Origin of the sequence: Amycolatopsis sp. NPDC051045, assembly GCF_040682955.1 — a bacterium.
Lineage (GTDB): Bacteria > Actinomycetota > Actinomycetes > Mycobacteriales > Pseudonocardiaceae > Amycolatopsis.
The window spans coordinates 38,751-63,895 of sequence record NZ_JBFBCC010000024.1; the positions used below are offsets into that span (position 1 = coordinate 38,751).

General features: G+C 71.1%; 22 protein-coding genes and 1 riboswitch. Of the genes, 13 read left to right on the top strand and 9 right to left on the bottom strand.

The window, feature by feature from the left end; genetic code table 11:
* The first annotated feature begins 27 nt into the window (after nt 1–27).
* Nucleotides 28–1,053, top strand: coding sequence for a discoidin domain-containing protein (locus AB0M80_RS36870; RefSeq protein WP_364574210.1), 1,026 nt, complete (start codon nt 28–30; stop codon nt 1,051–1,053).
* A gap of 82 nt (nt 1,054–1,135) precedes the next feature.
* Complete coding sequence (locus tag AB0M80_RS36875) at nt 1,136–2,182, top strand: LacI family DNA-binding transcriptional regulator (protein ID WP_364574211.1); 1,047 nt, start codon at nt 1,136–1,138, stop codon at nt 2,180–2,182.
* A gap of 38 nt (nt 2,183–2,220) precedes the next feature.
* Here the strand turns inward: AB0M80_RS36875 and AB0M80_RS36880 are convergent, their stop codons facing one another.
* Entirely contained in the window at nt 2,221–3,936 is a 1,716-nt protein-coding gene (locus AB0M80_RS36880; protein WP_364574213.1) for a discoidin domain-containing protein, read from the bottom strand.
* Nucleotides 3,937–4,439: 503 nt separating this feature from the next.
* Between AB0M80_RS36880 and AB0M80_RS36885 the strand changes: the two genes are divergently transcribed.
* On the top strand, nt 4,440–6,653 hold the full coding sequence (locus AB0M80_RS36885; RefSeq protein ID WP_364574215.1) for a discoidin domain-containing protein: 2,214 nt from the start codon (nt 4,440–4,442) through the stop codon (nt 6,651–6,653).
* On the opposite strand, the gene AB0M80_RS36890 is transcribed toward AB0M80_RS36885, so the two are convergent.
* Together AB0M80_RS36890 and AB0M80_RS36895 are read right to left on the bottom strand one after the other, a co-directional pair.
* Nucleotides 6,640–8,130, bottom strand: coding sequence for an FAD-dependent monooxygenase (locus AB0M80_RS36890; protein ID WP_364574217.1), 1,491 nt, complete (start codon nt 8,128–8,130; stop codon nt 6,640–6,642). The genes AB0M80_RS36885 and AB0M80_RS36890 overlap by 14 nt on opposite strands.
* Nucleotides 8,131–8,134: 4 nt before the next feature.
* Complete coding sequence (locus AB0M80_RS36895) at nt 8,135–9,097, bottom strand: MBL fold metallo-hydrolase (RefSeq protein WP_364574219.1); 963 nt, start codon at nt 9,095–9,097, stop codon at nt 8,135–8,137.
* Between the two features lie 98 nt (nt 9,098–9,195).
* Here AB0M80_RS36895 and AB0M80_RS36900 point away from each other — a divergent pair, with 98 nt between their 5' ends.
* Nucleotides 9,196–9,726 carry a MarR family transcriptional regulator gene (locus tag AB0M80_RS36900; RefSeq protein WP_364574221.1) on the top strand — a complete coding sequence of 177 codons (531 nt, stop codon included), beginning with the start codon at nt 9,196–9,198 and terminating at the stop codon, nt 9,724–9,726.
* Between the two features lie 18 nt (nt 9,727–9,744).
* Here the strand turns inward: AB0M80_RS36900 and ribA are convergent, their stop codons facing one another.
* Entirely contained in the window at nt 9,745–10,356 is a 612-nt protein-coding gene (gene ribA / locus AB0M80_RS36905) for a GTP cyclohydrolase II (RefSeq protein ID WP_364574223.1), read from the bottom strand.
* A gap of 100 nt (nt 10,357–10,456) precedes the next feature.
* On the bottom strand, nt 10,457–14,716 hold the full coding sequence (locus tag AB0M80_RS36910; protein ID WP_364574224.1) for an AAA domain-containing protein: 4,260 nt from the start codon (nt 14,714–14,716) through the stop codon (nt 10,457–10,459).
* 21 nt (nt 14,717–14,737) lie between these two features.
* Between AB0M80_RS36910 and AB0M80_RS36915 the strand changes: the two genes are divergently transcribed.
* Nucleotides 14,738–15,619, top strand: coding sequence for a hypothetical protein (locus AB0M80_RS36915; RefSeq protein ID WP_364574226.1), 882 nt, complete (start codon nt 14,738–14,740; stop codon nt 15,617–15,619).
* 280 nt (nt 15,620–15,899) lie between these two features.
* Nucleotides 15,900–16,532 (top strand): LysE family translocator, encoded by a 633-nt coding sequence (locus AB0M80_RS36920; RefSeq protein WP_364574228.1) that lies wholly within the window; start codon nt 15,900–15,902, stop codon nt 16,530–16,532.
* A gap of 29 nt (nt 16,533–16,561) precedes the next feature.
* Here AB0M80_RS36920 and AB0M80_RS36925 read toward each other — a convergent pair whose 3' ends face one another.
* The gene (locus AB0M80_RS36925; RefSeq protein WP_364574345.1) at nt 16,562–17,623 is read right to left on the bottom strand and encodes a cobalamin-independent methionine synthase II family protein; all 1,062 of its coding nucleotides are present in this window, start codon (nt 17,621–17,623) and stop codon (nt 16,562–16,564) included.
* A 289-nt stretch (nt 17,624–17,912) separates the two neighbouring features.
* Between AB0M80_RS36925 and AB0M80_RS36930 the strand changes: the two genes are divergently transcribed.
* Together AB0M80_RS36930 and AB0M80_RS36935 are read left to right on the top strand one after the other, a co-directional pair.
* The gene (locus AB0M80_RS36930) at nt 17,913–18,176 is read left to right on the top strand and encodes a DUF3040 domain-containing protein (protein WP_364574230.1); all 264 of its coding nucleotides are present in this window, start codon (nt 17,913–17,915) and stop codon (nt 18,174–18,176) included.
* Between the two features lie 15 nt (nt 18,177–18,191).
* A complete protein-coding gene (locus AB0M80_RS36935; protein ID WP_364574232.1) occupies nt 18,192–19,217 on the top strand; it encodes a DNA polymerase IV in 1,026 nt (341 codons plus the stop codon).
* Here the strand turns inward: AB0M80_RS36935 and AB0M80_RS36940 are convergent.
* A complete protein-coding gene (locus AB0M80_RS36940; protein WP_364574234.1) occupies nt 19,214–19,873 on the bottom strand; it encodes a TetR/AcrR family transcriptional regulator in 660 nt (219 codons plus the stop codon). The two genes, AB0M80_RS36935 and AB0M80_RS36940, sit on opposite strands and share 4 nt — an antisense overlap.
* Before the next feature lie 88 nt (nt 19,874–19,961).
* On the opposite strand from AB0M80_RS36940, the gene AB0M80_RS36945 reads away from it, so the two are divergent.
* The 5 genes from AB0M80_RS36945 (at nt 19,962) to AB0M80_RS36965 (ending at nt 24,019) form a co-directional block, all read left to right on the top strand.
* Nucleotides 19,962–20,852, top strand: a complete 891-nt coding sequence (locus AB0M80_RS36945; RefSeq protein ID WP_364574236.1) for a diiron oxygenase — start codon at nt 19,962–19,964, stop codon at nt 20,850–20,852.
* 57 nt (nt 20,853–20,909) lie between these two features.
* Nucleotides 20,910–21,614 (top strand): hypothetical protein, encoded by a 705-nt coding sequence (locus AB0M80_RS36950; RefSeq protein ID WP_364574238.1) that lies wholly within the window; start codon nt 20,910–20,912, stop codon nt 21,612–21,614.
* Complete coding sequence (locus AB0M80_RS36955) at nt 21,611–22,096, top strand: GNAT family N-acetyltransferase (RefSeq protein WP_364574240.1); 486 nt, start codon at nt 21,611–21,613, stop codon at nt 22,094–22,096. The genes AB0M80_RS36950 and AB0M80_RS36955 overlap by 4 nt, the downstream gene beginning before the upstream one ends.
* Before the next feature lie 31 nt (nt 22,097–22,127).
* Nucleotides 22,128–22,205, top strand: a riboswitch (S-adenosyl-L-homocysteine riboswitch).
* Nucleotides 22,206–22,281: 76 nt separating this feature from the next.
* Nucleotides 22,282–23,742: an adenosylhomocysteinase gene (gene ahcY / locus AB0M80_RS36960; protein ID WP_364574242.1), complete on the top strand. Its 1,461-nt coding sequence runs from the start codon at nt 22,282–22,284 to the stop codon at nt 23,740–23,742.
* A 121-nt stretch (nt 23,743–23,863) separates the two neighbouring features.
* Nucleotides 23,864–24,019, top strand: coding sequence for a hypothetical protein (locus AB0M80_RS36965; protein WP_004559113.1), 156 nt, complete (start codon nt 23,864–23,866; stop codon nt 24,017–24,019).
* A 30-nt stretch (nt 24,020–24,049) separates the two neighbouring features.
* Here AB0M80_RS36965 and AB0M80_RS36970 read toward each other — a convergent pair whose 3' ends face one another.
* Together AB0M80_RS36970 and AB0M80_RS36975 are read right to left on the bottom strand one after the other, a co-directional pair.
* Entirely contained in the window at nt 24,050–24,631 is a 582-nt protein-coding gene (locus AB0M80_RS36970) for a cation transporter (protein WP_364574244.1), read from the bottom strand.
* A gap of 71 nt (nt 24,632–24,702) precedes the next feature.
* Nucleotides 24,703–25,035, bottom strand: coding sequence for a metalloregulator ArsR/SmtB family transcription factor (locus AB0M80_RS36975; protein ID WP_364574246.1), 333 nt, complete (start codon nt 25,033–25,035; stop codon nt 24,703–24,705).
* Between the last annotated feature and the right edge of the window lie 110 nt (nt 25,036–25,145).

Genomic DNA, 25,145 nt, shown 5'->3' on the forward strand with positions numbered 1-25,145 from the left:
GGCCGGGTCTCCGCGCGGCACGTCCGCATGCTGGGCGTCGAGCCGGACCCGCAGTACGGCTACTCGCTCTGGGCGCTCGAGGTCCACGACGGCGACGGACCGGGCCTCGCGCTCGCCGGGACCGCGTCGGCTTCTTCGGCGACGCCGGGCAAAGAGGCGACGTACGCCACCGACGGCAGCGCGGCGACGCGCTGGGCGGTGTCCACATCGGACCGGTCACGCACGGATAACCGGCTTGCCGTCGACCTGGGCGCGCCCCGGTCCTTCGACCGCGTCCGGCTGAGCTGGGAAGCGGCCGCCGGGCGGAAGTACCGGATCGAGACGTCGCCGGACGGCACGGCCTGGACGCCGGTGGCGGACCACCCGGTGGCCGCGCTGCGCAGCACCGGTGGCCGGCTGGACGTCGACGGCCGGGCCGGGATCGTCGTCGCCGGCCCCCACCCGCTCACGGTCACCGGAGACCGCATCACCCTCTCGGACGGCCCGGCCGCGCCGCTGCTCGCCGAGCTGTACCCCGGACCGGTCGGCGCCCGGCCGTCCGGGCGCGTCGCCACCACCTCGCCCGCGGTGCACGCCAGCGTCACCGACGGCTTCCTCGTGCTGGTCAACCTTTCCGCGGCCCCGGCCGCGGGCACGGCGGAACTGCCGCAGGAGCGCCGGGCGGTGCGGCTCTACCGCGGCGAACAGGAGGTCACCGCGACCGGAACCACCTTCACGCTGGACCTGGCGGCCGCCGAAGGCCGGATCGAGCCGCCGCGATTCACCCTCCGCGGGCCGGTACCCGGGGTGAAGGCGGCGGTCGACGACGATCCCGCGACGGCGTGGCGGCCGGGCCCGGGCGGCAGGATGGTCGTCGACCTCGGGACGGTGGCGACGGTTTCCGCGGTGGAGCTGACCTGGACACCCGGGCGCGTGCCCGCGGCGGTCGTCGAAACGAGCGTCGACGGCATCACCTACGGGGTGGGATCCACCGGCCGGGCCAGGTACGTGGCCGTCCGCACGCAGTGGCGGACCGGCCACGCGGGCCTCACGCGGGTGTCCGTGCGGACTTGATCGATCTCGGACCGGCCGCAGCGGCCCCGCGGGCGAGTACCTTGGCACCACAAGGCTTGCCACCCCCCGATCGGGAGGACGGATGCGCGTCACGATCGCCGAGGTCGCCCGCCGTGCGCGGGTGAGCAAGACGACCGTGTCGCGGGTGCTCAACAACAAGGCCGACGTGGACGCGGCGACCGCGATCCGGGTGCGCGAGGTGATCGCCGCGACCGGGTACATCCCCAGCGCCGGCGCGGTGGGGCTGGCCCGCGGGGTGACCCGCACGGTCGGGATGCTGGTGCCGGGGCTGACCTGGCCGTGGATGGGCGAGGTGCTGCAGGGCGTCGCCGACGTCGTGGAGTCGAAGGGCTACGGCCTGCTGCTGTCCACCGCCAACCGCGGCGCCGATTCACTCGGCGAGTTCTCGCGCCAGGTGTCGGCGAAAGCGTTCGACGGCCTCCTGCTGGTGGAACCGCCGGACGCGGTGCGGCACCTGCGCGTGCTGCACGACTCGGGCCTGCCGGTGGTGGTGATCGACGACCGCGGCCGCCGTCCCGCGTTCCCGTCGGTGGGCACGGACAACCGGCAGGGCGGCGCGGCCGCGGCCCGGCACCTCCTGGACACCGGCCGCACCCGGCTCGCCACCGTCACCGGACCCCGCGACTTCGGCTGCACCGCCGACCGCCTCCACGGCTTCGCCGACGTCGTCCGTGACGCGGGCCTGGCCCTCGACCCACGGCTGATCATCGAAGGCGACTTCACGAGCGAAAGCGGCGAGGCGGCGATCCTCCAGCTCCTCGAAACGGGTCCGGAGTTCGACGCGGTTTTCGCGCACAACGACCTCACGGCGGCGGGTGTGCTGGCCGGGCTGCGCAAGGCCGGTCGCGCGGTACCGGGGGACGTCGCCGTGGTCGGCTTCGACGACATCCCCCTCGCCGCGCACACCCAGCCGCCGCTCACCACGATCCGCCAGCCGTTGCGGCGGATGGGTGAGACGGCGGCCGGGCTGCTGCTGGACCGGCTGGCCGGGATCCCGTCCCCGGCCACCCCGCTGATCGTCCCGACGTCGCTGGTGGTCCGCGAGTCGACTCAGGAGCCGGTCAGCGCTCCCGCGAGCGGGACGTTGCGCGAGGAATCACCGACGTAGCCGCGGTACTGGCCCACGTTCGTCGTCCACGACCGCCGTCACTGGTAGACCCGCACGTAGTCGACGACCATGTCCTGCGGGAGGACAGTCCCCGCTCCCGGCGGGCCGGGGAAGTCGCCACCGATGGCGTTGTTGAGGATCAGGAAGAACGGGTGGTCGTAGACCCACGGTCCGCGCGTGCTTTCCACGGTGGCGCGGTTGATCGTCTCGAACGCGTTGCCGTCGACGTAAAAGGTCATGTGCGACGCGTCCCAGTCCAGGCCGAACTTGTGGAACCCGGCGGAGACGTCCTGCCCGAGGTCGAGGGGTGCGCCGATGCCGCCCGCGCCGTTGTAGGCCGGGGCGTGGATGGTCGAGTAGGCCAGGTTCGGCGACTTCCCGACGTGCTCCATGATGTCGATCTCACCGCAGTGGGGCCACGGTGTGCCGCTGAAGAAGTTCGCGCCCAGCAACCAGAACGCGGGCCACAGCCCCTGCGTGCCGGACACCTTGATGTTGGCTTCGACGTGGCCGTAGGTGAAGCTGAACTTGCCCGCGGTGTTGATCCGGCCCGAGGTGTACTGGCAGGTCGTGCTGCCGCTGATCGGGTCCGGCGGGCAGGCGCTGCCCGGGGTGGCCTCGCGGCGGAGCTGGATGACGAGGTTGCCACGGCCGTCCTGCTTGGTGTTGTTGTTGTTCGTGTAGTACTCGAGCTCGTTGTTGACGCCCGGACCGGTTTCGGCGGTCCACTTGCTCGCGTCCGGGTTCGTCCCCGCGGCGCCGTTGAACTCGTCGCTCCACACGAGCGTGCCCGGGAAGTGCGGGGCCGGTGGGGCGGGCGGCGGCTGCGTCGGGTTGCCGCCGGTGCCGTAGACGTCGAAGCCCCACAGCGAGTAGCCGTAGCCGTTGGACCGCGCGGTGCCGTACATCCGGACATAGCGGCCACTGCCGTTGACGGTCAGCGTCTCCTTGAAGCCCTTGCCCGTGGTGGTCGAGTAGAGCGAGGTCCAGTTCGCGCCGTCGTTCGACACCTGGAGCTGGTAGGCGACCGCGTAGGCCGGGTCCCACTGCAGGACGACCTGGTGCACGGCCGCGACGGCGCCGAGGTCGACCTGGAGCCAGCCGGGGTCCACCCAGCCGGTGGTCGCGCTGGTCGCCCAGCGGGTGGCCGGATCGTGGTCGAACGCCTTCGCCGGGAGACAGCCGGGGCAGTTGCCGTCGTCCTGGTACGACGAGGCCGTGCCGGACTTGCCGTAGGACAGCAGGACGTCGCCGGGCTGGGTCGTGCCCCCGCCGTAGACCTGGAACTCCCACAGCGAGTAGCCGTACTGCGTGGCCCGCTGGGTGCCGGTCAGCCGGACGTACCGGCCGCTGCCGGTCACGTTCAGCGTCTGCGTGCCGCCGGTCGCGGTGGTGGTCGAGTACAGCGACGTCCAGGTGGCGCCGTCGGCGGACGCCTGGATCGTGAAGGCCTTGGCGTAGGCGGCTTCCCAGTTCAGCACGACCTGGGACAGCTGCTGGGTGGAGCCGAGGTCGACCTGGAGGTACTGCGGATCGCTGAAGCCGCTGGACCAGCGGGTGCCGGCGTCGCCGTCGACCGCGGCGGAAGCCGGGAAGGCGGCGGACTCGGCCGAGGACGCCGTCACCGGACGGCCTTGGGAGAGCAGGACGGGTGCGGCCTGGGCGACCGGCGCGGTGAGCAGGGCGGCCAGGGTCAGGGCGAGGACGGCGAGCGCGCTCCAGCGCGCCCGGGTCCCCGGCATGCGGCGTTGCATGGGCACCTCCACGGCGAACCGGCGCCGGACGGCTTGCCCGGCGCGGATCGGCTCACGTGGTCCACGGCGCGGGTGTGGGCCCGTCCGTCGGCACGCTCTTACTTCAATACATAAATAAAGAGCCGTAAAATGTCAACGCCGCTGCGCCGGACGGTCGCGGACCACGCGGCGGACTGGTCCGGGAGAACGAATCCGGGCCAGATCCTTGACTCCGCCGAGGCGCGCGCTGTTAACTGCGAGCCGCCGGTCGGAACCGGTTCCGTGACCGCCACCCGGGATCGTTCCGCCGCGACACGCACCTCTTTCGGGCTGACCGGTTCGCGCCGTCGCACCCGCCTCGGCACCGCTCCTCCGGCTCACGGCGCCGAGCGCGGTGAGGCGGCCGCGAACCCGCCGCACCACCCGACACCGGCGCGAGCTGTGGGGCTCGCCCGGTCCGCCGCCGCCCGGCGCCGCCGCGCGGCCTCCTCCTCGACGTCCCTTCCGAATCAGCAGGCAGGCAGATGAGATCAACGACGTTCTCCCCGGTACACCGCCTCCTCGTCCTCGCGACCTCCCTCGTCACCGCACTGACCACCGCCGTGGTGGTCGGCTCCGCGCCGGCCCAAGCCGCCGCGTGCGGCTCGGCGAACCTCGCGCAGGGCCGCACCGCGACCGCGTCGTCCACCGAAAACGGCGGGACCCCCGCGTCCGCCGCGGTCGACGGCAACTCCGGGACGCGCTGGGCCAGCGCGTTCAGCGACCCGCAGTGGCTGCAGGTCGACCTGGGCTCCGCACAGCAGCTCTGCGACGTGGTCCTCAACTGGGAAGCCGCCTACGCCCGCGCGTTCACCGTGCAGCTGTCGAGCGACGCGAACAGCTGGAGCACGGCGTACTCGACCACCGCCGGCGCCGGCGGGACGCAGACCGTGCCCCTCACCGGCACCGCGCGCTACCTCCGGCTCACCGGCACCCAGCGGGCCACGCAGTACGGCTACTCCCTCTGGGAGGTCACCGTGCACGGCACCGGCGACGGGACGACCATCCCGCCGACCGACCCGCGCAACCCGGACCTCGGCCCGAACGTGTCGGTGTTCGACCCGTCGACCCCGGCCGCGACGATCCAGAACCGGCTGACGCAGCTGGCGAACCAGCAGCACACCAACCAGTTCGGCAACGAGCGCTACGCCGTGCTGTTCAAGCCGGGCACGTACAACGCCGACGTCAACCTCGGCTTCTACGAGCAGGTCGCGGGGCTCGGCCTCTCCCCCGACGACGTCACCCTCAACGGCCACGTCCGCGTCGAGGCGGACTGGCTGCAGCAGGGCGACAACCCGAACAACAAGGGCAACGCGACGCAGAACTTCTGGCGTTCCGCGGAGAACCTTTCGGTGACGCTGCCGGCCGGTCAGGTCGAACGCTGGGCCGTCGCGCAGGCCGCGCCCTACCGCCGGATGCACCTCAAGGGCAGCCAGATCCAGCTGTGGAACGGCGGCGACGGCTGGGCCAGCGGTGGCCTGATCGCCGACAGCAAGATCGACGGCGTCGCCGTTTCCGGTTCGCAGCAGCAGTTCCTCACCCGCAACAGCGAGCTCGGCGGCTGGCAGGGCGGCGTGTGGAACATGGTGTTCGTCGGGTCGACCGGCACCCCGCCGGCGTCGTTCCCGAACCCGCCCGAGACGGTCGTCGGCCAGACGCCCGTCATCCGCGAAAAGCCGTTCCTCTACGTCGACGGCTCGGGCAGCTACAACGTGTTCGTCCCGGCGTTGCGGCAGAACTCCGCCGGCACCAGCTGGGGCCACGGCGCCCCGGCCGGGCAGTCGATCTCGCTCAGCGAGTTCTACGTGGCGAAGCCGTCCGACTCGGCCGCGACGCTCAACGCCGCCCTGGCCGCGGGCAAGCACCTCCTGGTCACCCCGGGTGTCTACCACCTCGACCAGGCGCTGAACGTCACGCGCCCGGACACCGTGGTGCTCGGCCTCGGGCTGGCGACGCTGATGCCCACCAACGGCACCGCGGCGATCACGACGTCCGATGTGGACGGCGTGAAGATCGCCGGGCTGCTGATCGACGCCGGCGCGGTGAACTCGCCGGTGCTCGTGCAGGTCGGCCCGCCGGGCTCGGGCGCGAACCACGGGGCCGACCCGACGTCGCTGCACGACGTGTTCTTCCGGATCGGCGGCGCGGCCGTCGGGAAGGCCACGCAGACGCTGGTGGTGAACTCGAACAACGTCATCGGCGACCACATGTGGCTGTGGCGGGGCGACCACTCGAACGGCGTCGGCTGGAACGTCAACACGGCGGCGAACGGCTTGGTCGTCAACGGCGCGGGAGTGACGATGTACGGCCTGTTCGTCGAGCACTACCAGCAGTACGAGGTGCTGTGGAACGGCAACGGCGGGCGGACGTACTTCTTCCAGAACGAGATGCCGTACGACCCGCCGGACCAGGCGTCCTGGTCCAGCGGCGGTGGCCGGCAGGGCTGGGCGGCGTACAAGGTGGCGGACTCGGTGACCAGCCACGAGGGCTGGGGATTGGGCAGCTACTGCTTCTTCAACACCAATCCGTCCATTGTGGCCGGTCATTCCTTCGAGGTGCCGAACAACGGCGGCGTCCGGTTCCACAACCTGGTGTCGGTGTCGCTCGGCGGCGTGGGCACGATCGCCCACGTCGTCAACGACACGGGTGACCCGGCGAACACGGCCCACCAGGTGAGCCCGCTGGTCAGCTACCCGTAGCCCGCGCCCACGCCCGGCCGATCTCCGCCGGGTCCTGCAGCACCGCGGCGACGTACGCGTCCGGGCGAACCAGCCAGGCTTCGCCCGGGCGCGCACCCAGCGCCCCGCCCACCGGGATCTCCACCGACCGCATCCCGGCGGGGTCCACTCCCGGGGTCGTCAGCAGCACGAACCCCCGCCGGGCCAGGTCGCGCAGCCGGCCACCGGGGACAGTCACGTCCGGCAGCAGGATCCCGGGGCCCGGCGGGGGCAGTGTCCCGCGCGGCGGACGGCCGCCGAACGGGCGCCGCGGGTCCGGCGTGGTCAGCGGCGACCCGGGGTACCAGAACGGCTCGGCCAGCCGTCCCGAGTCGACGTCCGGGTACGCGGCCGGGTCGTGGGCGGCCCGGGCCAGCACCTCGGTCCGGTGCCGCCGCTGCTGCTCGTCCCGCGGCACCAGGAAGTCCATCGTCGCCGTGGTCACCTCGGCGTTCTCGACGGCCGCCGCGTGCCGCTCGGCGTGGTAGCTGTCCAGGAGCCCGTCGCCGGCTTCGCCGCGCAGCACGCACGCGACCTTCCACGCGGCGTTCTCCGCGTCGGCGACTCCCGAGTTCAGCCCGCGCGCCCCGAACGGCGCGACCAGGTGCGCGCAGTCGCCGGCCAGCAGCACGCGGCCGGCGCGCATGCGGCGGACGAGCCGGGTGTGGAAGCGGTAGACCGACCGCCACACCACCTCGTACGGCCGGTCGCCGATGATCGCCCGGATCCGGCGGTCCAGGGCACCACCGGTTTCCTCGGCGGTGAGGTCGTAGGCGTCGGGCACCTGCCAGTCGATCCGGAAGTGCGAGCCGGGGCACGGGTGGATCAGCACCTGGCGGCCGGGGTTCCAGGGCGGGTCGAAGTGGAACCGCCGTTCGGCCGCCCAGCCGGCGAGGTCGGCGCGGATGTCGCAGATGAGGAACAGATCGGCGAACGAGACACCGGCCAGCTGCTCCCCCACCGCCCGCCGCACCGCGTCGCCACGCGCGCCGGTGCAGGCGATCGCGTAGTCGGCCTCGATCCGGCGCGGCCCGCCGCCGGTCTCGCAGTGGACCTCGACGCAGCCCGGCTGGGTCAGGCCGGTGACGCGGTGGCCGCGCCGGACGTCGATCAGCGGCTCACGCGCGATCAGCTCGTCCAGGACCTCCTCGACCCGGGCCTGGGACAGGTTGACGAACGGCGGGAGCGCGGACCCCGCGTCCGGCAGCCGGTAGGAGAACAGCTCCCGGTCGCGGTGGAACGTCCGGGCGGTCGTCCAGGTCAGGCCCTCCTCGGCCAAGCACCCCGCACCGAGCGACGCCCAGATGTCCAGGGTGTCCCGTTGGTGGCAGATGGCCTTGGACCCCACGGGATCGCGCCGCTCGTGCTCGTCGACGAGCACCACCGGCACGCCCCAGCGGGCGAGCAGCAGCGCGGCCGTCCGGCCGACCGGGCCGCTGCCGAGGACCGCCACTTTCATCGATCTAGCCTTGGAGCCGGTCCCAGACTTCGCGGTCGCGTTCGGCCGTCCACACCACCGGCCGCTCGATGCCGGACAGCTCGTCCCACAGCCGGGAGACGTCGAAGGGCAGGCAGTGCTCGAAGATCGGCCAGTGCCCGTACCGGTCCGCCAGTGCCGCGTGCGTGCGCTCGAACGCGTCCTTGAGCGTGCCGCCGGCGTCGTGGACCGCGCCGACCTCGCGCAGCATCGTGTCCAGGAAGTGCCGGGTCTGCGCGATCGCGGCTTCGACTGCTTCGCGGCCGCGGCTCACTCCGCCGCGGCCGCCGATCAGCACCTCGGCCCCGAACGCGGCGACCTGGTCCAAAGTGGACGAAGCCCAGTCGCGGTGGAACGCGTCGCCGGTGTACAGCGCGGCTTCGGCTTCCACGAGGTCACCGGCGTAGAGGATCTTCTCGCGGGGCAGCCAGGCGACGATGTCGCCCTCGGTGTGGCCGCGCCCGCAGTACTGCAGCACGAGGTCGCCGCGGTCGCCGCCGAGGTCGAGGGTGAGCCGGTCGGAGAAGGTGAGCGTCGGCCAGGTCAGCCCGGGCACCGACTCCGCGCCCTTCGCCAGCCGCGGCATCCGGCCGAATTCGCTCGCCCAGTCCTCCTTGCCGCGCTCGGCGACCAGGGCGCGGGTGTTCTCGTGCGCGACGATCACGTCGGCGTCGAACGCGGACGCGCCGAGCACCCGCACGGCGTGGTAGTGGCTCAGCACCAGATACCGCACGGGCTTGTCGGTGTGCTCCCCCAGTTTCGCGAGCCACTCTCCGGCCGCGACGGGCGTGGCCAGCGCTTCGAAGCAGACGAGGAAGTCTTCGCCTTCGATCGCGCCGATGTTCGGGTCGCCCTCGGCGGTCAAGGCGTACACGCCGTGCGCGAGCACCTCGAGGGTCTGCGCTTTCTCCGCCAGGTCGGCCGAAGAGGCGAAGGCTTTCTTCGTCACGGCGAGCGCTCCTTGATCGTCAAAGGCTTGACTACCTGGGGGTCAGGCTAGCCCGCCGGCCCTCCGCGGGGAACCCATCGTCGCCTAACCTGGGCCGCATGACCGACCGACCGGCCGACCTCGACTACCTCTCGTTCGTCGACTACGCGATCGGGAAGACCCAGGCCGAGCTGCCCGCGACCGACCCGGTGGCGATGCGCCTCGGCCTGACGCTGCACCGGCTGGCCGGCGCCCTGGTCTACGACTGGGAGTCGACGGTCCACCGGCCGCGCGGCTGGAGCTGGAGCGGCTTCCGGGTGCTGTTCGTCCTGTGGCTGGCCGGCCCGCTGGAGTCCCGCCACGTGGCCCGGCTCGCCGGGATGAGCCGCGCGGCGGTGTCGGCGCTGGTGAAGACCCTGGAGCGGGACGGCCTGGTGACGCGCGCCGCGGTCGCCCACGACCGCCGCGCGGTCGAGCTGGCGCTGACGGAAGCGGGCCACGCGGCGGTCACCGACGCCTACCAGGCGCACAACGCGCGCGAACAGGCCTGGTCGGCGTCCCTGTCGCCTGCGGAACGGACGGTCCTGATCGGACTGCTGGAGAAGTTGACCACGAGCCCCGCGGCCGCCGCGGCTCAGCGCCTGACCTGAGTCGCCCGGCCCCGGGAGTCAGCTGGCGATGCCGGGCAGGGTGAGCGTGTGCCCGGTCTGCTCGGCCTTCGCCCGCAGGTACCGGACGTTGTTCTCGGTCGCGAACACCCCCGTCGGGACCTGGTCGCGCACCGCGATCCCGGCCGCCCGCAGCTGCCCCGCCTTGTCCGGGTTGTTCGACAGCAGGTCGACCCGGTCCACCCCGAGCGCGCCCAGCATCTGCGCGGCGACCGTGTAGTCGCGGGCGTCCTCGGGCAGGCCGAGCGCGGCGTTGGCGGCGTAGGTGTCGAGGCCGCCGTCCTGCAGGGCGTAGGCGTCGAGCTTGTTGTACAGCCCGATCCCCCGCCCCTCCTGGCGCAGGTACAGCAGGTAGCCGCCGGTCTCGGAGATCCGCGAGACGGCCTCGGCGAGCTGCGGGCCGCAGTCGCACCGCGCCGACCCGAAGACGTCACCGGTGAGGCACTCCGAGTGCGGCCGCACCAGCGGCACCTCACCGGGCGTACCCAAGACGAACGCCAGGTGCTCCCCGTCATCGGCCAAGCCGCGGAAGGTGACGGCTTCGGCGTCGACCGCGACGCCGCCGTCGAGCCGCAGCGGGATCCGCACCCGCGTCCGCACCTCAGCCGTCATGCCGTCGCCCCTGGAATCACCCACAAGATCGACCCTACACGAGGTTCAAATTCAAACAGACCGGTCTTCGTGGCCCTTCAGCCACGAAGACCGGCACTGCTCAGGCTTCGACCTGAGGGGGTTGCCCGTCCGATTCCAAGGTCCGCGCCAGTGCGAGGACCGTCGAGAGGATCTGGCTCACGTTCTTCGTCAGCTTCTTGAGCCCGAGCTGCGCCAGAACAGCCCGGAACAGCGCTTCTTCGTCGTCCCAGCCCTCCCGATCGGCCAGTTCCCGCATGACTGTGGCCAGCTCGCGCGGAGGAACGTCACTCAGGTCACGGGGCCCCAGCTCGCGCACCCGGACCAGCGGCTGGTCCGGCAGCCGGTAGGTGCGGGGCCGGACGCCCGACCGCCCGAGCGGATCGTCGGCGAGAAGCACACCTCGGCGGACCGCGAGACTCACGGCGGAGTTCAGCAGCCGAGCCAGCTGGGGGCCTACCCTGAGTCCGCCGGAGGACTGCACGTAAAGGCGGTGGATCCGGTCACCCGACACGGGTCCTTCGGCGGCCACGATCGCCTGGATACCCTCGATCAGCTCATCGCGCGTGGCGTCGGACGCCGGCGTCAGCCGGCCGGAGAAGACCCCGTAGGCCTCCAGGGTCACCTGCGCACCGCCGGCCGACGGCTGTTCGACGCCGGTGACCTGCGGTCGGGCAGCCGAGCACTCCTCGGGCGAGGCTGCCGGCTCCACCTGCACCGCACCCTCGTCGACGGCGCCTTCAGCCGGCCACTCCCAGGCTTGCTCGGCCGGCGGGGTCGGCGCATTCGAGGCGATCGCCGGCTCCGGCTCGGCTTCCTCGATCACCTCAGGCAGCAGCTCGACGACTTCACGCGATTCCGCCACCTCGGCGGCAGGTGACCAGCCCGAGGGATGGATGTCCTCCTCCTGGAGCATCTCCCACAGTCCGGCGAGCGCTTCCGTCCGGTCCACGTCGAACGCCGACCCGGCGATCCGGAAGAAACGCCAGCCACACCGTTCGAGGTCACGTTGCCGGGCGAGATCACGTTCGTACGCCTCGGGGCCGTGCCACTGGTCACCGTCGCACTCGACCGCCAGGCGTCCGTGGGCTCCCACGACCACGAGGTCGATCCGATAGCCCAGCGACGGGTACTGCGCAAGCACGGTGTAGCCGCGGTCGACGATGCGGTTGTACACGCGCTGCTCGAAGAGTGAGTCGAACGGCTCGACCCGGCGGTCCTCCGGCACCACTTCGCTGGATGCCCCGGTTTCCGTGTTCCGACCTCGCGTGATCACCCCGTAGCTGTAATCGAGCAGCTGGAACCGCATGCACTCCCGGTTCGGCAACTCGTCCGGGCGCACCGAGTGAAAGATCCAGACCTGGTCCTTCGCGCGCGAAACCGCGACGTTGTAGCGCTGGACGTACTGCTCCTGCGTCAGCGCCACCATCCGTTTGTCGGGTGCCGGAGCCGCCACCATCGAAAGGAACATCACGTCCCGCTCGGATCCCTGGAAGTCCGCGGCATCCCCGCACCGGAAATCGCGGCTCGTCCAGTCCTCCTTCGAGATGCGCCCCAAGAGCTTGTTTTGGATTTCCTTCGCCTGGGTCGGACCGAGGAGGGAGACGACACCGAAGGTCTTGCCGTCGTAGGCCGGGTCGGCGAGGCACTTCTCGATCTGCTCGACGATCGCTTCGACCTCGACGGGGTTGCTCTTGTTCGTCACGCCCCGCTCGTAACCGTCCTCCAGGTAAACCGCCTTGATCGGCTCGAGGCGGTCGGCGCCGTACTGGCGGACCGGGACGAGCCGGATACCGTCCGGCTCGTAGGCGATCCGGTTGGAGAATCCGATGATCTCCGGGACGCACCGACGGTGCTCGATCAACGTGATCAGCTTCCCGTACCGCATTTTGGCTTCGTCGAAGAGACTGCGGCGCGGATCGTGCCAGGTGTCACGGTATCGATCACCGGCCAGGTACTGCCGCGCGAGGTCTCGCAGCTGCTGCTGGTCGACACCGACCGCCGAGGGCGACACCTGCCGGTCGTCCCCGATGACCACGATCTTCTTGGCCAGGTACTGCAGGAAGACCGCTTCCGTCCCGGCCTGCGATGCCTCGTCCACCACGACGACGTCGAACATGTCCGGCCGCACGCGGAGCTGCTCGGCAATCCGGTAGATCGGCATGATCCACACGGGCACCGACGGACGACAACGGTCCATCGCCTTGCGGATCTCGGCGCGGCGCTGGTTGCGATAGATCCCCGTGTTCTTACCCGCCCGCTGGACGAGCTGGGCGTACTGGGTCAGGTCGGCGCGTGCGGCGCCACTGAGGCGTTCCGGCGACGCAGCATGATCCCAAGCACGCCCCGCGGCGATCGTTTCCACCTCGCGCCTGATGGCTTGTTCGATCCTCGTGATGTCCGACTGAAGGTCGTTCACGTCGATCGATTCCTGCTGCGTGATCCACGCCCGAGCCGCGCTCCAGTTCCACGCTTCCGAAAAGGTCGCGAGGCGTTCCGCCCAGTCCGGGTGGCCCGGGTCGGAAACGACTCCCTCGTACAACCGCGGCGCGACGGCTTGGAGAACGCCGCCGAGCTGATCACGGCGACCGGCCTGACTGCGTACTTCCCAAAGGCGCGTGAGCGTCCGGCGTGCGGCGGCGAAGCGCTCGCTGTCACGGTTCTTGACGGCATCCAGCAGGTCGGCGCCGCACTGGGCGGAATCGGACCACTGGGCGGTTTCACCGACGAACTGCTCGAGCGCGACCAGCGGTGCGGCCGCCGCCACCTTCGCCTCTTCCGCCGCGGCGGCGTCCGTCAAGCTCGCGTACCGCCGGACGCCAGCGAGGTCGTTCCAGTCCGGGGAGGGCAGCTCGAGCCGGCGCAAGCGCTGCTCTTCCGCGACCAGCTCATCGGCGAGAGCGAGTACCCGGTGCAGTTGCTTGAGTTCCGTGCTGTGCCACTGAAGCCGTTCCTGAAGTGTGTCCTCGGGTGGGATCACCATGCTCTCCGGCCAAGCTCGATCGAGCGCGACCAGTACCTTGCTTCCCCCGGCCCAGGCGATGAACGCCTGCAACCGGGGCACGGATGTCGGCGCCAGGCCGTCGACCAGGACATTCTCGAACAGCGGCTGGGCCTGTTTGAGGATCTTGGGAGCGAAAGCGCCGATTTTGGGGCTGCCGTCGGCCATCGTCTTGACGACGCCACCTCCCGAAAGGAACCGCACGAGCTCGCCGGCGAGCGCGACCAGCGCACCGAGATCCCCACCACGCACCACGACGTCAGTGAGCGGCCCGAGTTGCCTCACCCAGCCCGTAGCCGTGGTGATCAGGCCGTGGATCGTCGCACCCCGGGCACGCCACTGGTCGGCTCGTCCGGTCCGGACATCCCGCAGGGCGTCGTCGAGCCACTGCTCCCGGCGACCGAGCAGGAAATCAGCCTCGCCGGCGAGGCGGTGCAACCGGCTCTGCAGTTCGCTCCGCTGTTCGGGCGCAAGCCGCCGGACCGCGGAGAAGGCCGTGTGCTCTTTGAGCATCGCGTTCTCTCGGTCCGCCGCCGTTGCCCCGTTTTCGGCGGCGACCAGCCGGGCGAACTGATCGGCGTCCACCAGCTGGGATACCGCCGGCAGGCGCTGCCGGGATCGGGGTTCGTCGGCACGCAGGCTTTCGTCGAGCAGATAGCCGTGCCATTCCTGGGCCTCACGACTGCTCAGCGGCGCTTCCTGGTCCGGGCCGACCGCGTCCGAGCCGAGCAGCCACCCCAGCCGGTCCTGCTCGGCGTTCAGCTGCCGGACGATCCCCGAGAGGGTGCCTCGATAGCCCCGGTGTTCCCACTCCAGGACTTCACGTTCACGCGCCTGGAGGAGCTTGCTGTGTGCGGCGGAGCGTTCGCGCCTGAGCCGGTCGACGGTCTCGAAGTGCGCTTGGATCGCACGAGCGTTCTCTTTGCCGTCGTGTTCACTCGCCGCAGCCGCGATCTCCTGGACCGCCAGTTTCAGGTCGGCCATGTCCTCCCGGGAGGATCCGACGACCGCCACTGCCAAGGGTTTGATCTCCTCCGGGAGCTTGTCCCGCACCTCTCGCAACGCCCGGTCGGTGTGGGCGGTGACGAGAACCCGCTTGCCCTGCGCGAGCAAGTGGGAGATCAACGCCGCGGCCGTGTGGGTCTTGCCGGTGCCCGGCGGGCCCTGTACCAGGGTCTGGGACGCCGAGTCGACCCGCCTGATCACGTCGAGCTGGCGTTCGTTCACCGGAAGGGGCAGGAACGGCTCGTCGTCGACCATCAAGATCGCACCGTCACCCGCTGCTGCCGGCGCTGCCGGCACGTGGTCGGGATCGATCAACGGGATCAGCCCGTCCGGCACCTCCCCGGTTTCGTCCAGCTGGTGCAGGATCGTGTCGAAGATTTCGATCAGCCCTTGCTGGCTGCGCCTTCGCAGGACCAGGGCCGGAGCGAAGGCCACTACTCCGTGCTTGCCGGGAACCGCGGGCTCGTCTTGGTCGCGGTACTCGCCATCGGAGTCGAGGCTGTGCACGAGCCGGCGCGCGAGGTCACCCGTGACGACAGGATCCAGAGCCGGCCCCTCGTACGCCTTGATGTCCGCTCGGATCTCCTCGAGCTTGTCCGGGGCGGTGACCAGCCCGGGCTCGACCATGTCGAGCTCCAGCTGCACCGGCTCGGCCGACTCGACGGCGCGCACCACCAGGCGACCGGTCCGATCGTCGAAGTCCACCGATGCGGCGCTGGTCAGCAGGTGCCGTTTGATCCGATACCCGTCGACGGGCTGCCAGCTGAGGCAGCCGGTTCCGGCGACCAGCTCGACCTCCTCGGGGCTTTCCGTGGCGGAGACGTAGATCGTGTAGAGCCGCGCGTACAGGTCTCGCGCCGGACGATCGATTCGTTCCTGTTCAGCCCATTCGAGCCAACGCGGCAGCCACGTGTCGTACTGCCGCTGAACGGCGGGGAAGCGATCCAAGGTGAGCACACGGGCGTCCGGTCGGTAGCCGGTTTTGTCTCCACCTCCACCTCCACCTCCGGCTCCGCTTCGGTGATCTGCTGCCGAAGGGCGGGCGTCTGCTCGGGGTCGTCGATCGGTTCCGTCAGCCATCGCCCGAGCTCCGCGTCAGCTTCGGGCGGCGCGACCACCGGAACCCGAGCGATCGACAACAGCGGCGCGTCCCCGGCCGGGACGTCTCTCTGCAGCCGGGCGATCGCGGGGTGGGCCGGGAGATCCGCCAGCCAGATCACGTCACCTTCGCGCTGGTAGACCTCGACCGACCGGACCGGGTTGGCCTTCAATTGCTGCGCCCCGCGGAGAAATTCGAACAACCGACGCGCGCGGTCCACCAACGACGTACTCATTCCACCTACCCAGTTCCACCAAGCCGTGTACGTGGATTCGAGAGCACCACGCTTGAGCACAGTCGCAGTCACGGTCAGAATGTCACTGACAGTTATCAAATCGTGAACCGCGGATCCGTCGGCGGCGACTGCGAGGGCGTGGACGGCGCGAAAACCGGTGGTGCCCGGCCCGTATTCTCGGGGCCATGATCCCCGGTGCCACCGCCGTCTCGTTCCTGCTGGTCGTCGTGCTGGGGGCGATGTCGCCCGGGCCGGACTTCGTCGTCGTGACGCGCTCGGCGCTCGCCGGTGGCCGGCGGGCCGGGATGGCCGCCGGCACCGGTATCGCGCTCGGGGTGTTCGCCTGGGTGGTCGCGATCGCTCTCGGGGTCGCCGCCGTGCTCACCGCGTCGGCGGTCGCGTTCACGGTCGTCAAGCTGGCCGGAGCGGCCTACCTGGTGGTCCTCGGCGTCAAGGCGTGGCTGGCCGTGCGCCGCGGCGAGTACCGGAACCTCGGGGAAGCCACCGGGACCCAGCCGCTCGAGGCCGGGGCCGCCTTCCGCCAGGGCCTGGTCACCAACCTGCTCAACCCCAAGGTGGCGGTCTACTTCCTGGCCCTGCTCCCCCAGTTCCTGCCCGCGGACGGCTCCACCCTGCAAACCCTCGAACTGGCCGCCATCGCCACGGCCGGCACGGTCGTCTGGTTCGTCACCCTCGCCGTCGTGGTCGGGGCGCTGAAGAAGTTCTTCGGCAACGGCCGCGTCCGCCGGGGCCTCGACGCCGTCCTGGGCACCGTGCTCGTCGCGCTCGGGCTGAAGGTCGCCGCCGAAACGGCGTGAGCCCGGGCGGCCCCGGGCCCACGCCGCTGTCAGCCGAGCTTCTCGGACGCCAGGCGCGTGCCGTCGACCCGGGCCTGGATCTTCGCGAACGCGACGTCCCGCGAGGTGGACGTGTCGTCGGCGAACGGCGAGAACCCGCAGTCGTCGCAGGTGCCGAGCCGGTCGGCCGGCAGGTGCTTCGCCGCGGTGAGCACGCGGTCACGGACCTCTTCCGGGGTCTCCACCCGCGGGTCGATCGGGTCGGTGACGCCGACGAAGATCCGCTGGTCCGCCTTGAGGTGGTCGGCGATCACCCGCAGCGCGCGCTCCGGGTCGGCTTCACTGGCCAGCTGGACGAAGAAGCGGCCCGCCTTGAGGTCGAACAACGCCGGCAGCAGGCCGGCGTAGTCGACGTCGAGGCTGTGCACGGAGTCCTGGTCGCCACCCGGGCAGGTGTGGACGCCGATCCTCGCGCGTTCCTCCGCGGTGAACCGGTCGAGCACGGCGTTGTTGAGCTCGACGAACTGCCGCAGCAGCCCGCCGGACGGGTCGAGCTTCAGCGAGAGCCGGCCTTCGGTGAAGTCGATCTGCACGCTGTCCGCGCCCGCGGCGAAGCTGCCCCGGATGTCCGCCTCGGCCTCGTTCACCAGGTCGGCGACGAACTGCTCCTGCGAGTACCCCTCGATGCCGTCGCCCGGGTAGATCAGCGAGAGCGCGGACGCGGCGATCACCGCTTGCTTGACGGGCCGGTCGGTAAGCGCTTTCGCCCGCGTCAGGTACGAGTCCGCGTGGGTCGCGTAGCGGAACGGGCCCGCGGTGAGCCTCGGCAGCTGCCGGGTGTGCCCGTCGGCGAACGGGATGACGACGCCGTCGGGCGCCAGCGCCGCCAGCCCGGCCAGCGAGTACGTCGCGAAGCTCGGCTTGCCCTGCTCCCCGTCGGTCAGCACCGGTGAGCCGGTCGCCTCGAACCGCCGGATCGTGTCGGCCAGCGCCCGGCTCTCGAGCTCGGCCAGCGCGGCGGCGTCGATCCGGCCGGCCGCGAACTCGCCGAGGCCTTCGAGGAGGTAGCCGGGCCGCGGGATGCTGCCGATCGGTTCGGTGGGCAGGGTCATCGAGTCCTCCGGCTGCTTGAAGGGCTGACCGCGCAGCCCGGCACGCAGGGAGGACGTGGCCACGCCGGCCCCCAACGGCCGCCCGCGCGGGCGTCCCCCTCCGTCGTCCGGGCCACGACCGGCCACGTTCACGGGACAACTTAACGTGGCCAAGCCCGGTCACGGAGCGCAGATCACCCGGTCGGCGCAGAGAAAAGTCCGAAAAAGGCGGGCGTTCGGCGGTTCGCCGGGAGGACGATTGGGTATTCGCTCAGGCGATACGGCGGGTCCGGCGCCGAAGGAGTGCCCGATGCTCAGTCACCACGATCGCACCGAACTCGAGAAGATCGAGCGCAGCCTGGAACTCAGCGACCCGGATCTGGCTGCCACGCTTCGCGACGGCAAGCGCCCGAAGTCGCGCGCGCTCCGCGGAGCCTTGCTGATCGTCTTCGACCTCACCGCCGTGGCCCTGCTGGTCCTGGGCTTGGTGCTGCCCGATCCCGGCGTGACGCTGTGCGGCATCCTCGCCCTCACCGGCACCGTCTGGACCCACGTGGCGCGGCACCGGATCTGAGGCAGACTGGGCGGCGTGAAGTGGGTCCTGCACGTCGACCTCGACCAGTTCATCGCCGCGGTCGAGATCGCCCGCCACCCGGAGCTGGGTGGGAAGCCCGTGGTGGTCGGCGGCAACGGCGACCCGGCCGAACGCGCCGTCGTCGCGACGGCGTCCTACGAGGCCCGCGAGTTCGGGATCCAGTCCGGCATGCCGCTGCGGATCGCCGCCAAGCGCTGCCCGGACGCCGTCTTCCTGCCCAGCGACCCGGACGCCTACCTCGAGGTGTCGGCGCGCGTGATGGCCGCGGTGCGGGAGCTGCCGGTCGTGGTCGAGGTGCTGGGCTGGGACGAGGCCTTCGTCGGCGCGGAGACCGGCGACCCGGAGGCGCTGGCCGGCTCGATCAAGGAGGCGGTGGCGCGCGAGACGGGGTTGTCGTGCGCGGTCGGGATCGGTGACAACAAGCTGCGGGCCAAGCTCGCCACCGGGTTCGGCAAGCCGGGCGGCATCTTCCGGCTGACGCAGGAGAACTGGTGGGACGTGATGGCCGCCCGCCCGACCGACGCGCTGTGGGGCATCGGCGGCAAGACGGCGAAGAAGCTCGCCGAAACGGGCATTCGGACAGTGCTGGATCTGGCCGGCGCGGACCCGGCGGCACTGGCCGCGCGGTTCGGCCCGAAGACGGGCCCCTGGCTGCGGCTGCTCGGCGGCGGCATCAGCGACGCCGAAGTGAGCGCGACGCCGTACGTGGCTCGCTCGCGCAGCCGCGAGACGACGTTCCAGCGCGACCTGACGGACCGGGCGGAGATGGCGGCGGAGGTCTCGGCGCTGGCGAAGCGCGTCGCCCAGGACGTCATCGAAGAAGGCCGCCCGGCCGCGCGGGTGGCGGTCAAGGTGCGGTTCGTGCCGTTCCTGACCCACACGCACAGCGTCACGCTGCCGGAGCCGACGTCGGACGCCGCCGAGATCGACCGCGCCGCCCAGGAGGTGCTCGGCATGTTCACCCTGACCCGGGCGGTCCGGCTGCTGGGCGTGCGGGCCGAGTTCCCGCGCGCGGACTAGATCCCTTCCGGCAGCGGCAACGGCCGGTCCGGGTCCAGTTCCACCCCGCCCGCGCGCAGCGTGTGGTCCAGCATCGCCCAGATCGTGCCGGTGAGCTGGCCGGTCAGCTGGGCCAGGCTGAGCGTGCCCGGGTGGTCGAGCCAGCGGGTCGTCGCCGACTCGACGTAACCGACCAGGCCGAACGCGATCGTGTCCGCCGGCGCCGGGTCGAGGCCGAACGCCGTCAGGTAGCCGGTGAACAGCCGGCTGAGGTGCCGGGCGATCGCGCCGCGGACGTCCGGCCGGTCCTCCGGGCCGCCCGGCAGCGCGCGGGCGAGGTAGCGGTGCAGGTGGGCGTGCTCGGTCAGCCAGCGCAGGTGCGTCGAGATCACCGTGGAGATCATCTCGTTCGGGGAGCCCTCGGGGTGCCAGAGCGGCGCCAGGTCGGCCGTCACCAGCTCGGCCGCCCGCTGGGCGATCGCCCGGCGGAGGTCGGCCGCGCCGTCGAAGTGCCGGTACAGGCGGGTGCGGGCGACGCCGGCGCGGTCGGCGATCTGCTCGGTCGAGACGTCCGGGCCGTGCTCGGCGATGGCGGCCAGTGCGGCGTCGACGAACTCGGCGCGCCGCCGCTCCTGCTGGCCCGCCCAGCGCGTCGCCCGTCCGTCGACCTTGGTCACGGCGGAAGCCTACTCAGGACCGGCCGGGCCGTGTACGCTCCCGGAAGTAACTAGTACAACGTGTACCCCCTACTTTCCGGAGGCCGCCATGGGCGTCGAGGCCCAGGACCGGGACGTCACCGCGGCTCGACTGCTCAAGAGCTCCGCGAAGAACTCCTACGACCCGTACGTCGACATCGACTGGGACGCGCCGCTCGCCGAAGGCAAGGCGTACATGCCGCTCGAACGCGTCTCCCTCTACGGCACGGACCTGTGGGCCCGGCTCACGCCGGAGCAGCGCATCGAGCTGTCCAAGCACGAGATCGCCAGCATCATGAGCGTCGGCCTGTGGTTCGAGATCGTCCTGATGCACCTGCTCGCCCGGTACGTCTTCGACCTCGACGCGCGGACCGAGCACGCGCAGTACGCGCTCACCGAGATCGGCGACGAGACGCGGCACTCGGTGATGTTCGCCCGCACCGCCGAGCGGCTCGGCGTCCCGCGCTACGGCGTCCCGAAGGTGGTGCACCGCGCCGCGAAGGTGTTCGGCGCGACCGCCGCCGGGCCGTCGATGTTCGCCAGCGTGCTGGTCGCGGAGGAGAGCACCGACCGGCTGCAGCGGTCGATGATGGACGACGACGGCATCCAGCCGCTGATCCGCTCGGTCAACCGCATCCACGTCGTCGAGGAGGCCCGGCACGTCCGGTTCGCCAAGGAGGAGGTGCTGCGGGAGACGCCGAAGCTGTCGAAGGCGGCGCTGCAGCGCCACCGGCTGCGGACCGCACTGGTCGCGTTCGGCGTCATCGACAGCATGGTCGACCCGCGGATCTACCGCAGCGTCGGGATCGACCCCCGCGAGGGCCGCGCCGCCGCGCTGGCGAACCCGCACTTCCACGAAACCCGCCGCTGGATGGCGGAGAAGATCGTGCCGTTCCTGCGCGACGCGGGGCTGATCGGCGGCCGCTCCGAAGGCATCTGGCGGCACGCGCACCTGGTCTGACCCGCTGACCGCAAAATTCCCTTTCCGCGGCGTTGCGGACTGCGCCACGATGGCCTGGTGACCGCCGACCCCCCGCCGGGCTTCTCACCGGACGTCCCGCCCGGACCCGCGCCCGGGCAACCGGCACAGATCCCGGCGCCTCGCCGCTCGCTCCTCTCCCGGCCGGCCGTGACGGGCCTGCTCGGCGTCCTGATCGGCGCACTCCTGGTCGGCGTGCCCTGGCTGGTGCTGACACTGCTCGTCGACGCGCCGAGCGGGCGGGCGCTCTCCGCGCCACCCCAGCTCGGCGGCTTGAGCCGGGCCCAGGAGGCGATCGCGAAGCTCGACAAGGTCAAGGGGCAGCCCATGATCGCCCGCATCGCAAAGACCGACCGGGAGACCGCGGCCCGCGTATCGGTGGCCTACGGCGGGGCGGGCGCGATCGCCCAGCAGTACCAGGACGCCCGGCTGCAACGCGCGTTCCAGCTGGTCGCCGTGCGCGCGTCCTCCCCCGAGCTCGTCGCGCCGTACGAGGACACCGAGGCACTCGGGCTGGCCGCGCCGAGCACCGAACTCGTGCGCGTCGGCGCCGTGCAGTGCCTGCGGTACAACGGTTCCACGCCCGCCGGGTCGGCGCCGGACCCCGAGCGGTCCTTCGTCACGAACTGCCAGCGCACCGGCCCGGCCCTGACCGTCACCCTGCGGAGCATCAGCTCCGAAGGCAACCGGGACCCGCGGGAGCTCGCCGGGATCGTCGAACAGGCCTGGCGGGAGCTCGCGTGACGATCACCATCAGGACGGCCCGCGCCGAGGACGAAGCCGCGCTCGCCAAGATCGACGAGCGCACCTGGACCTCCGTGGTGTCCCCCGCTCCCCCGCCTTCGCCCGGCACGCCGTTCTTCGACGACGACACGCGGCCCGAGGACTTCCTCGTCGCGGAGCACGACGGCGTGGTCGCCGGGTACGTGCGGCTCGCCGAGGGGTTCGGCATCCCCGCCCACCGGCACGTGCGGGTGATCGGCGGCCTCGCGGTGGACCCGGACCGGCAGCGGCTCGGCATCGCGCAGCGGCTCGTCGACGCCGCCGTGGCCGAGGCGCGGCAGCGCGGCGCCCGCAAGGTGACGCTGCGCGTGCTGGGGCACAACACCGGCGCCCGCCGGGTCTACGAGCGCTGCGGGTTCGTCGTGGAAGGCGTGCTGCGGGGCGAATTCCGCATCGACGGCGCGGACGTCGACGACGTTCTCATGGCCCACCCGCTCGCTTGACAGCGTCGCGCCGGCTTTGCCATCCTGGTCCCGGGCCGAGAGGCGCTGCGACGGAGATCTTTTCCGCCACGCTCGGCCCGGACCACGACTCCAAGGGCGCCTCCCGCGAGGGAGGTGCCTTTCTCTGTCCGCACGGACTTCTGCCTCCCGAGCGCATCCCGACGAACTCCGGAGTGCACCGAAGCATGAGTGAGAAACTGCAGACCCGCAATGGCCTCGACTTCGCCGTCGCCGACCTCGCGCTGGCCGAAGCCGGCCGCACCCAGCTGCGGCTGGCCGAGCACGAGATGCCCGGCCTGATGGCGACCCGCCGCGAGTACGCCGCCGCGCAGCCGCTGAAGGGCGCCCGCATCGCCGGGTCGCTGCACATGACGGTGCAGACGGCCGTGCTCATCGAGACCCTGGTGGCGCTCGGCGCGCAGGTGCGCTGGGTGTCCTGCAACATCTTCTCCACCCAGGACGAAGCCGCCGCCGCGGTCGTCGTCGGCCCGGAGGGCTCGGTGGACGCCCCGGCGGGCACCTCGGTGTTCGCGTGGAAGGGCGAGACGCTCGAAGAGTACTGGTGGTGCACCGACCGGCTCTTCGCCTTCCCCGGCGGCCAGGCCCCGAACATGATCCTCGACGACGGGGGCGACGCCACGCTGCTCGTCCACAACGGAGTCCGGTTCGAGGCGGCGGGCGCGGTGCCGCAACCGTCCGAAGAGGACCCGGAAGAATACCGGATCGTCCTGGAGACCCTGCGCGCGAGCGTGGCGGCCGACGGCGACCGCTTCACCCGGATGGCCAAGGAGATCCGCGGCGTCACCGAGGAGACGACCAACGGCGTCAAGCGGCTCTACAAGCTCGCCAAGGACGGCGAGCTGCTCTTCCCCGCGATGAACGTCAACGACTCGGTGACGAAGTCCAAGTTCGACAACAAGTACGGCATCCGGCACTCCCTTGTGGACGGCCTGAACCGGGCCACCGACGTGATGATCGGCGGCAAGCGCGTGGTCGTCTGCGGCTACGGCGACGTCGGCAAGGGCGCGGTGGAGGCGCTGCGCGGCCAGGGCGCCCGGGTTTCGGTCACCGAGATCGACCCGATCTGCGCGCTGCAGGCGGCGATGGACGGGCTCGACGTCGTCGAACTCGACGACATGGTCGCCGTCGCCGACATCTTCATCACCACCACCGGGAACTTCGGCATCATCTCCGCCGCCCAGATGAGCCGCATGAAGCACAACGCGATCGTGGCCAACGTCGGTCACTTCGACAACGAGAGCGACATCGCCGGGCTGGCGAAACTCCCCGGGGTCACGAAGAACGAGATCAAGCCGCAGGTGCACGAGTGGACGTTCCCGGACGGCCACGCGATCATCGTGCTGTCCGAAGGGCGGCTGATGAACCTGGGCAACGCGACCGGGCACCCGTCGTTCGTGATGTCGAACTCCTTCACCAACCAGGCGATCGCGCAGATCGAGCTGTTCACCAAGCCCGGCGAGTACGCCACCGAGGTTCACCGGCTGCCGAAGCACCTGGACGAGAAGGTGGCCCACCTGCACCTCGACGCCCTCGGTGTGAAACTCACCAAGCTCACGAAGGAGCAGGCGGAGTACATCGGGGTCGACGTCGAAGGCCCGTACAAGCTCGATCACTACCGGTACTGATCCAAGATTGCTCCATTCGCCGTAGTTTGGTTTATCGGCAAACTGGCCATCCTCCGGTCGAGAGCGCATCCGCCCGGACGGCACGGAGCCGGGCCGGGTCTCATGCGAAGGAGTGTGTCAAGTGATCATTCTCGGTGTGATTTTGCTCGTCATCGGGTTCATCGTGGGCATCCCGGTGCTGTACACCATCGGTATCATTCTCGCGGTGGCCGGCGTGGCACTGGCCATCTTGGGCGGCACCGGCCGCCGGATCGGTGGCCGCGCGCACTGGTACTGATCCCGGGACTCCGCCGCGGCCTGGCGCGCGTCAGCAGCAATGCTGGCCGCGCCAGGCCGTTCGGCCTTCTTTCACCGCCACCCCGGCGATCGCGAGCGCGACGGCCGGGTCGGCCCACCACCAGCCGAACAGGGTGTTGAGCAGCAACCCCGCCAGCAGGACCGCGGAAAGGTAAGTGCAGAGCAAAGTCTGCCGCGAATCCGCGACGGCGCTGGCGGAACCCAGCTCCCGCCCCGCCCGGCGCTGCGCCGCGGACAGCGCGGGCATCACCGCGAGGGAAACGGCCGCGAGCACGATTCCGGTCTTCGAACTTTCCGGCGCCGCGGCGGTAAAAAACGTACTGACCGCTTCCCCCGTCACGTAAATCGCGAGCGCGAAGAAGGAAATTGCGATCGCTTTCAGCGCCTGCCGTTCCCGGGTTTCCGGATCGCGGCCGGAGAACTGCCACGCGACCGCGACGGCCGAAGCGACCTCGATCACCGAATCCAGCCCGAAACCGATCAGCGCCCCCGACGATGCCGCGGCACCGGCGGTCAGGGCGACCACGGCTTCGACGACGTTGTAGGTGATGGTCGCCGCCACGAGCAGCCGGACCCGGCGCACCAGCACCACCCGGCGATCCGGCCCCACCGCGGGTGGCGCGCAGCAGCCGTCGGTGCAGGTCCGGGCCGCAGGTTCCGGCTTCACCGCGCCACCACCGGCTCGTCCTCGCAGGCGTCCCGCGGTTCCACCGCCAGGACGACCTGGACGAGCTCCCGCAGCGCGCGGGCCAGGTGCGCGTCGGCGATCTCGTAGCGCACCTGACGGCCCTCGTAGCCGGCCACGACGAGTCCGCAGCCGCGCAGGCAGGACAGGTGGTTCGACACGTTCGACCGGCTCAGCCCGAGCTCGGCGGCCAGCCGCCCGGGATAGGCGGGGCCGTCGAGCAGTGCGGTCAGGATCCGGCAACGGGTCGGGTCGGACAGGGCCCGCCCGATGCGGGCCAGCGCCGACTCACGCGTCTCACAGGTCACCATGCAGTGAACTGTACACCCAGCGCTGAAGTATCCACAGCGGACGTATCCACAGCGGACACTGCCGGAACGAAAGGGGTCCTCCGGCTCCGAGGGGGAGGGAGAGCCGAAGG

Excerpts from the sequence above, each read along its gene's own strand:
- AB0M80_RS36920 (WP_364574228.1), top strand. The coding sequence starts at position 15,900 with ATGATCCCCGGTGCCACCGCCGTCTCGTTCCTGCTGGTCGTCGTGCTG.
- AB0M80_RS36885 (WP_364574215.1), top strand. The coding sequence starts at position 4,440 with ATGAGATCAACGACGTTCTCCCCGGTACACCGCCTCCTCGTCCTCGCG.
- AB0M80_RS36875 (WP_364574211.1), top strand. The coding sequence starts at position 1,136 with ATGCGCGTCACGATCGCCGAGGTCGCCCGCCGTGCGCGGGTGAGCAAG.
- AB0M80_RS36870 (WP_364574210.1), top strand. The coding sequence starts at position 28 with ATGCTGGGCGTCGAGCCGGACCCGCAGTACGGCTACTCGCTCTGGGCG.
- AB0M80_RS36900 (WP_364574221.1), top strand. The coding sequence starts at position 9,196 with ATGACCGACCGACCGGCCGACCTCGACTACCTCTCGTTCGTCGACTAC.
- AB0M80_RS36930 (WP_364574230.1), top strand. The coding sequence starts at position 17,913 with ATGCTCAGTCACCACGATCGCACCGAACTCGAGAAGATCGAGCGCAGC.
- AB0M80_RS36975 (WP_364574246.1), bottom strand. The coding sequence starts at position 25,035 with ATGGTGACCTGTGAGACGCGTGAGTCGGCGCTGGCCCGCATCGGGCGG.
- AB0M80_RS36880 (WP_364574213.1), bottom strand. The coding sequence starts at position 3,936 with ATGCAACGCCGCATGCCGGGGACCCGGGCGCGCTGGAGCGCGCTCGCC.
- ahcY (WP_364574242.1), top strand. The coding sequence starts at position 22,282 with ATGAGTGAGAAACTGCAGACCCGCAATGGCCTCGACTTCGCCGTCGCC.
- ribA (WP_364574223.1), bottom strand. The coding sequence starts at position 10,356 with ATGACGGCTGAGGTGCGGACGCGGGTGCGGATCCCGCTGCGGCTCGAC.
- AB0M80_RS36945 (WP_364574236.1), top strand. The coding sequence starts at position 19,962 with ATGGGCGTCGAGGCCCAGGACCGGGACGTCACCGCGGCTCGACTGCTC.
- AB0M80_RS36925 (WP_364574345.1), bottom strand. The coding sequence starts at position 17,623 with ATGACCCTGCCCACCGAACCGATCGGCAGCATCCCGCGGCCCGGCTAC.
- AB0M80_RS36890 (WP_364574217.1), bottom strand. The coding sequence starts at position 8,130 with ATGAAAGTGGCGGTCCTCGGCAGCGGCCCGGTCGGCCGGACGGCCGCG.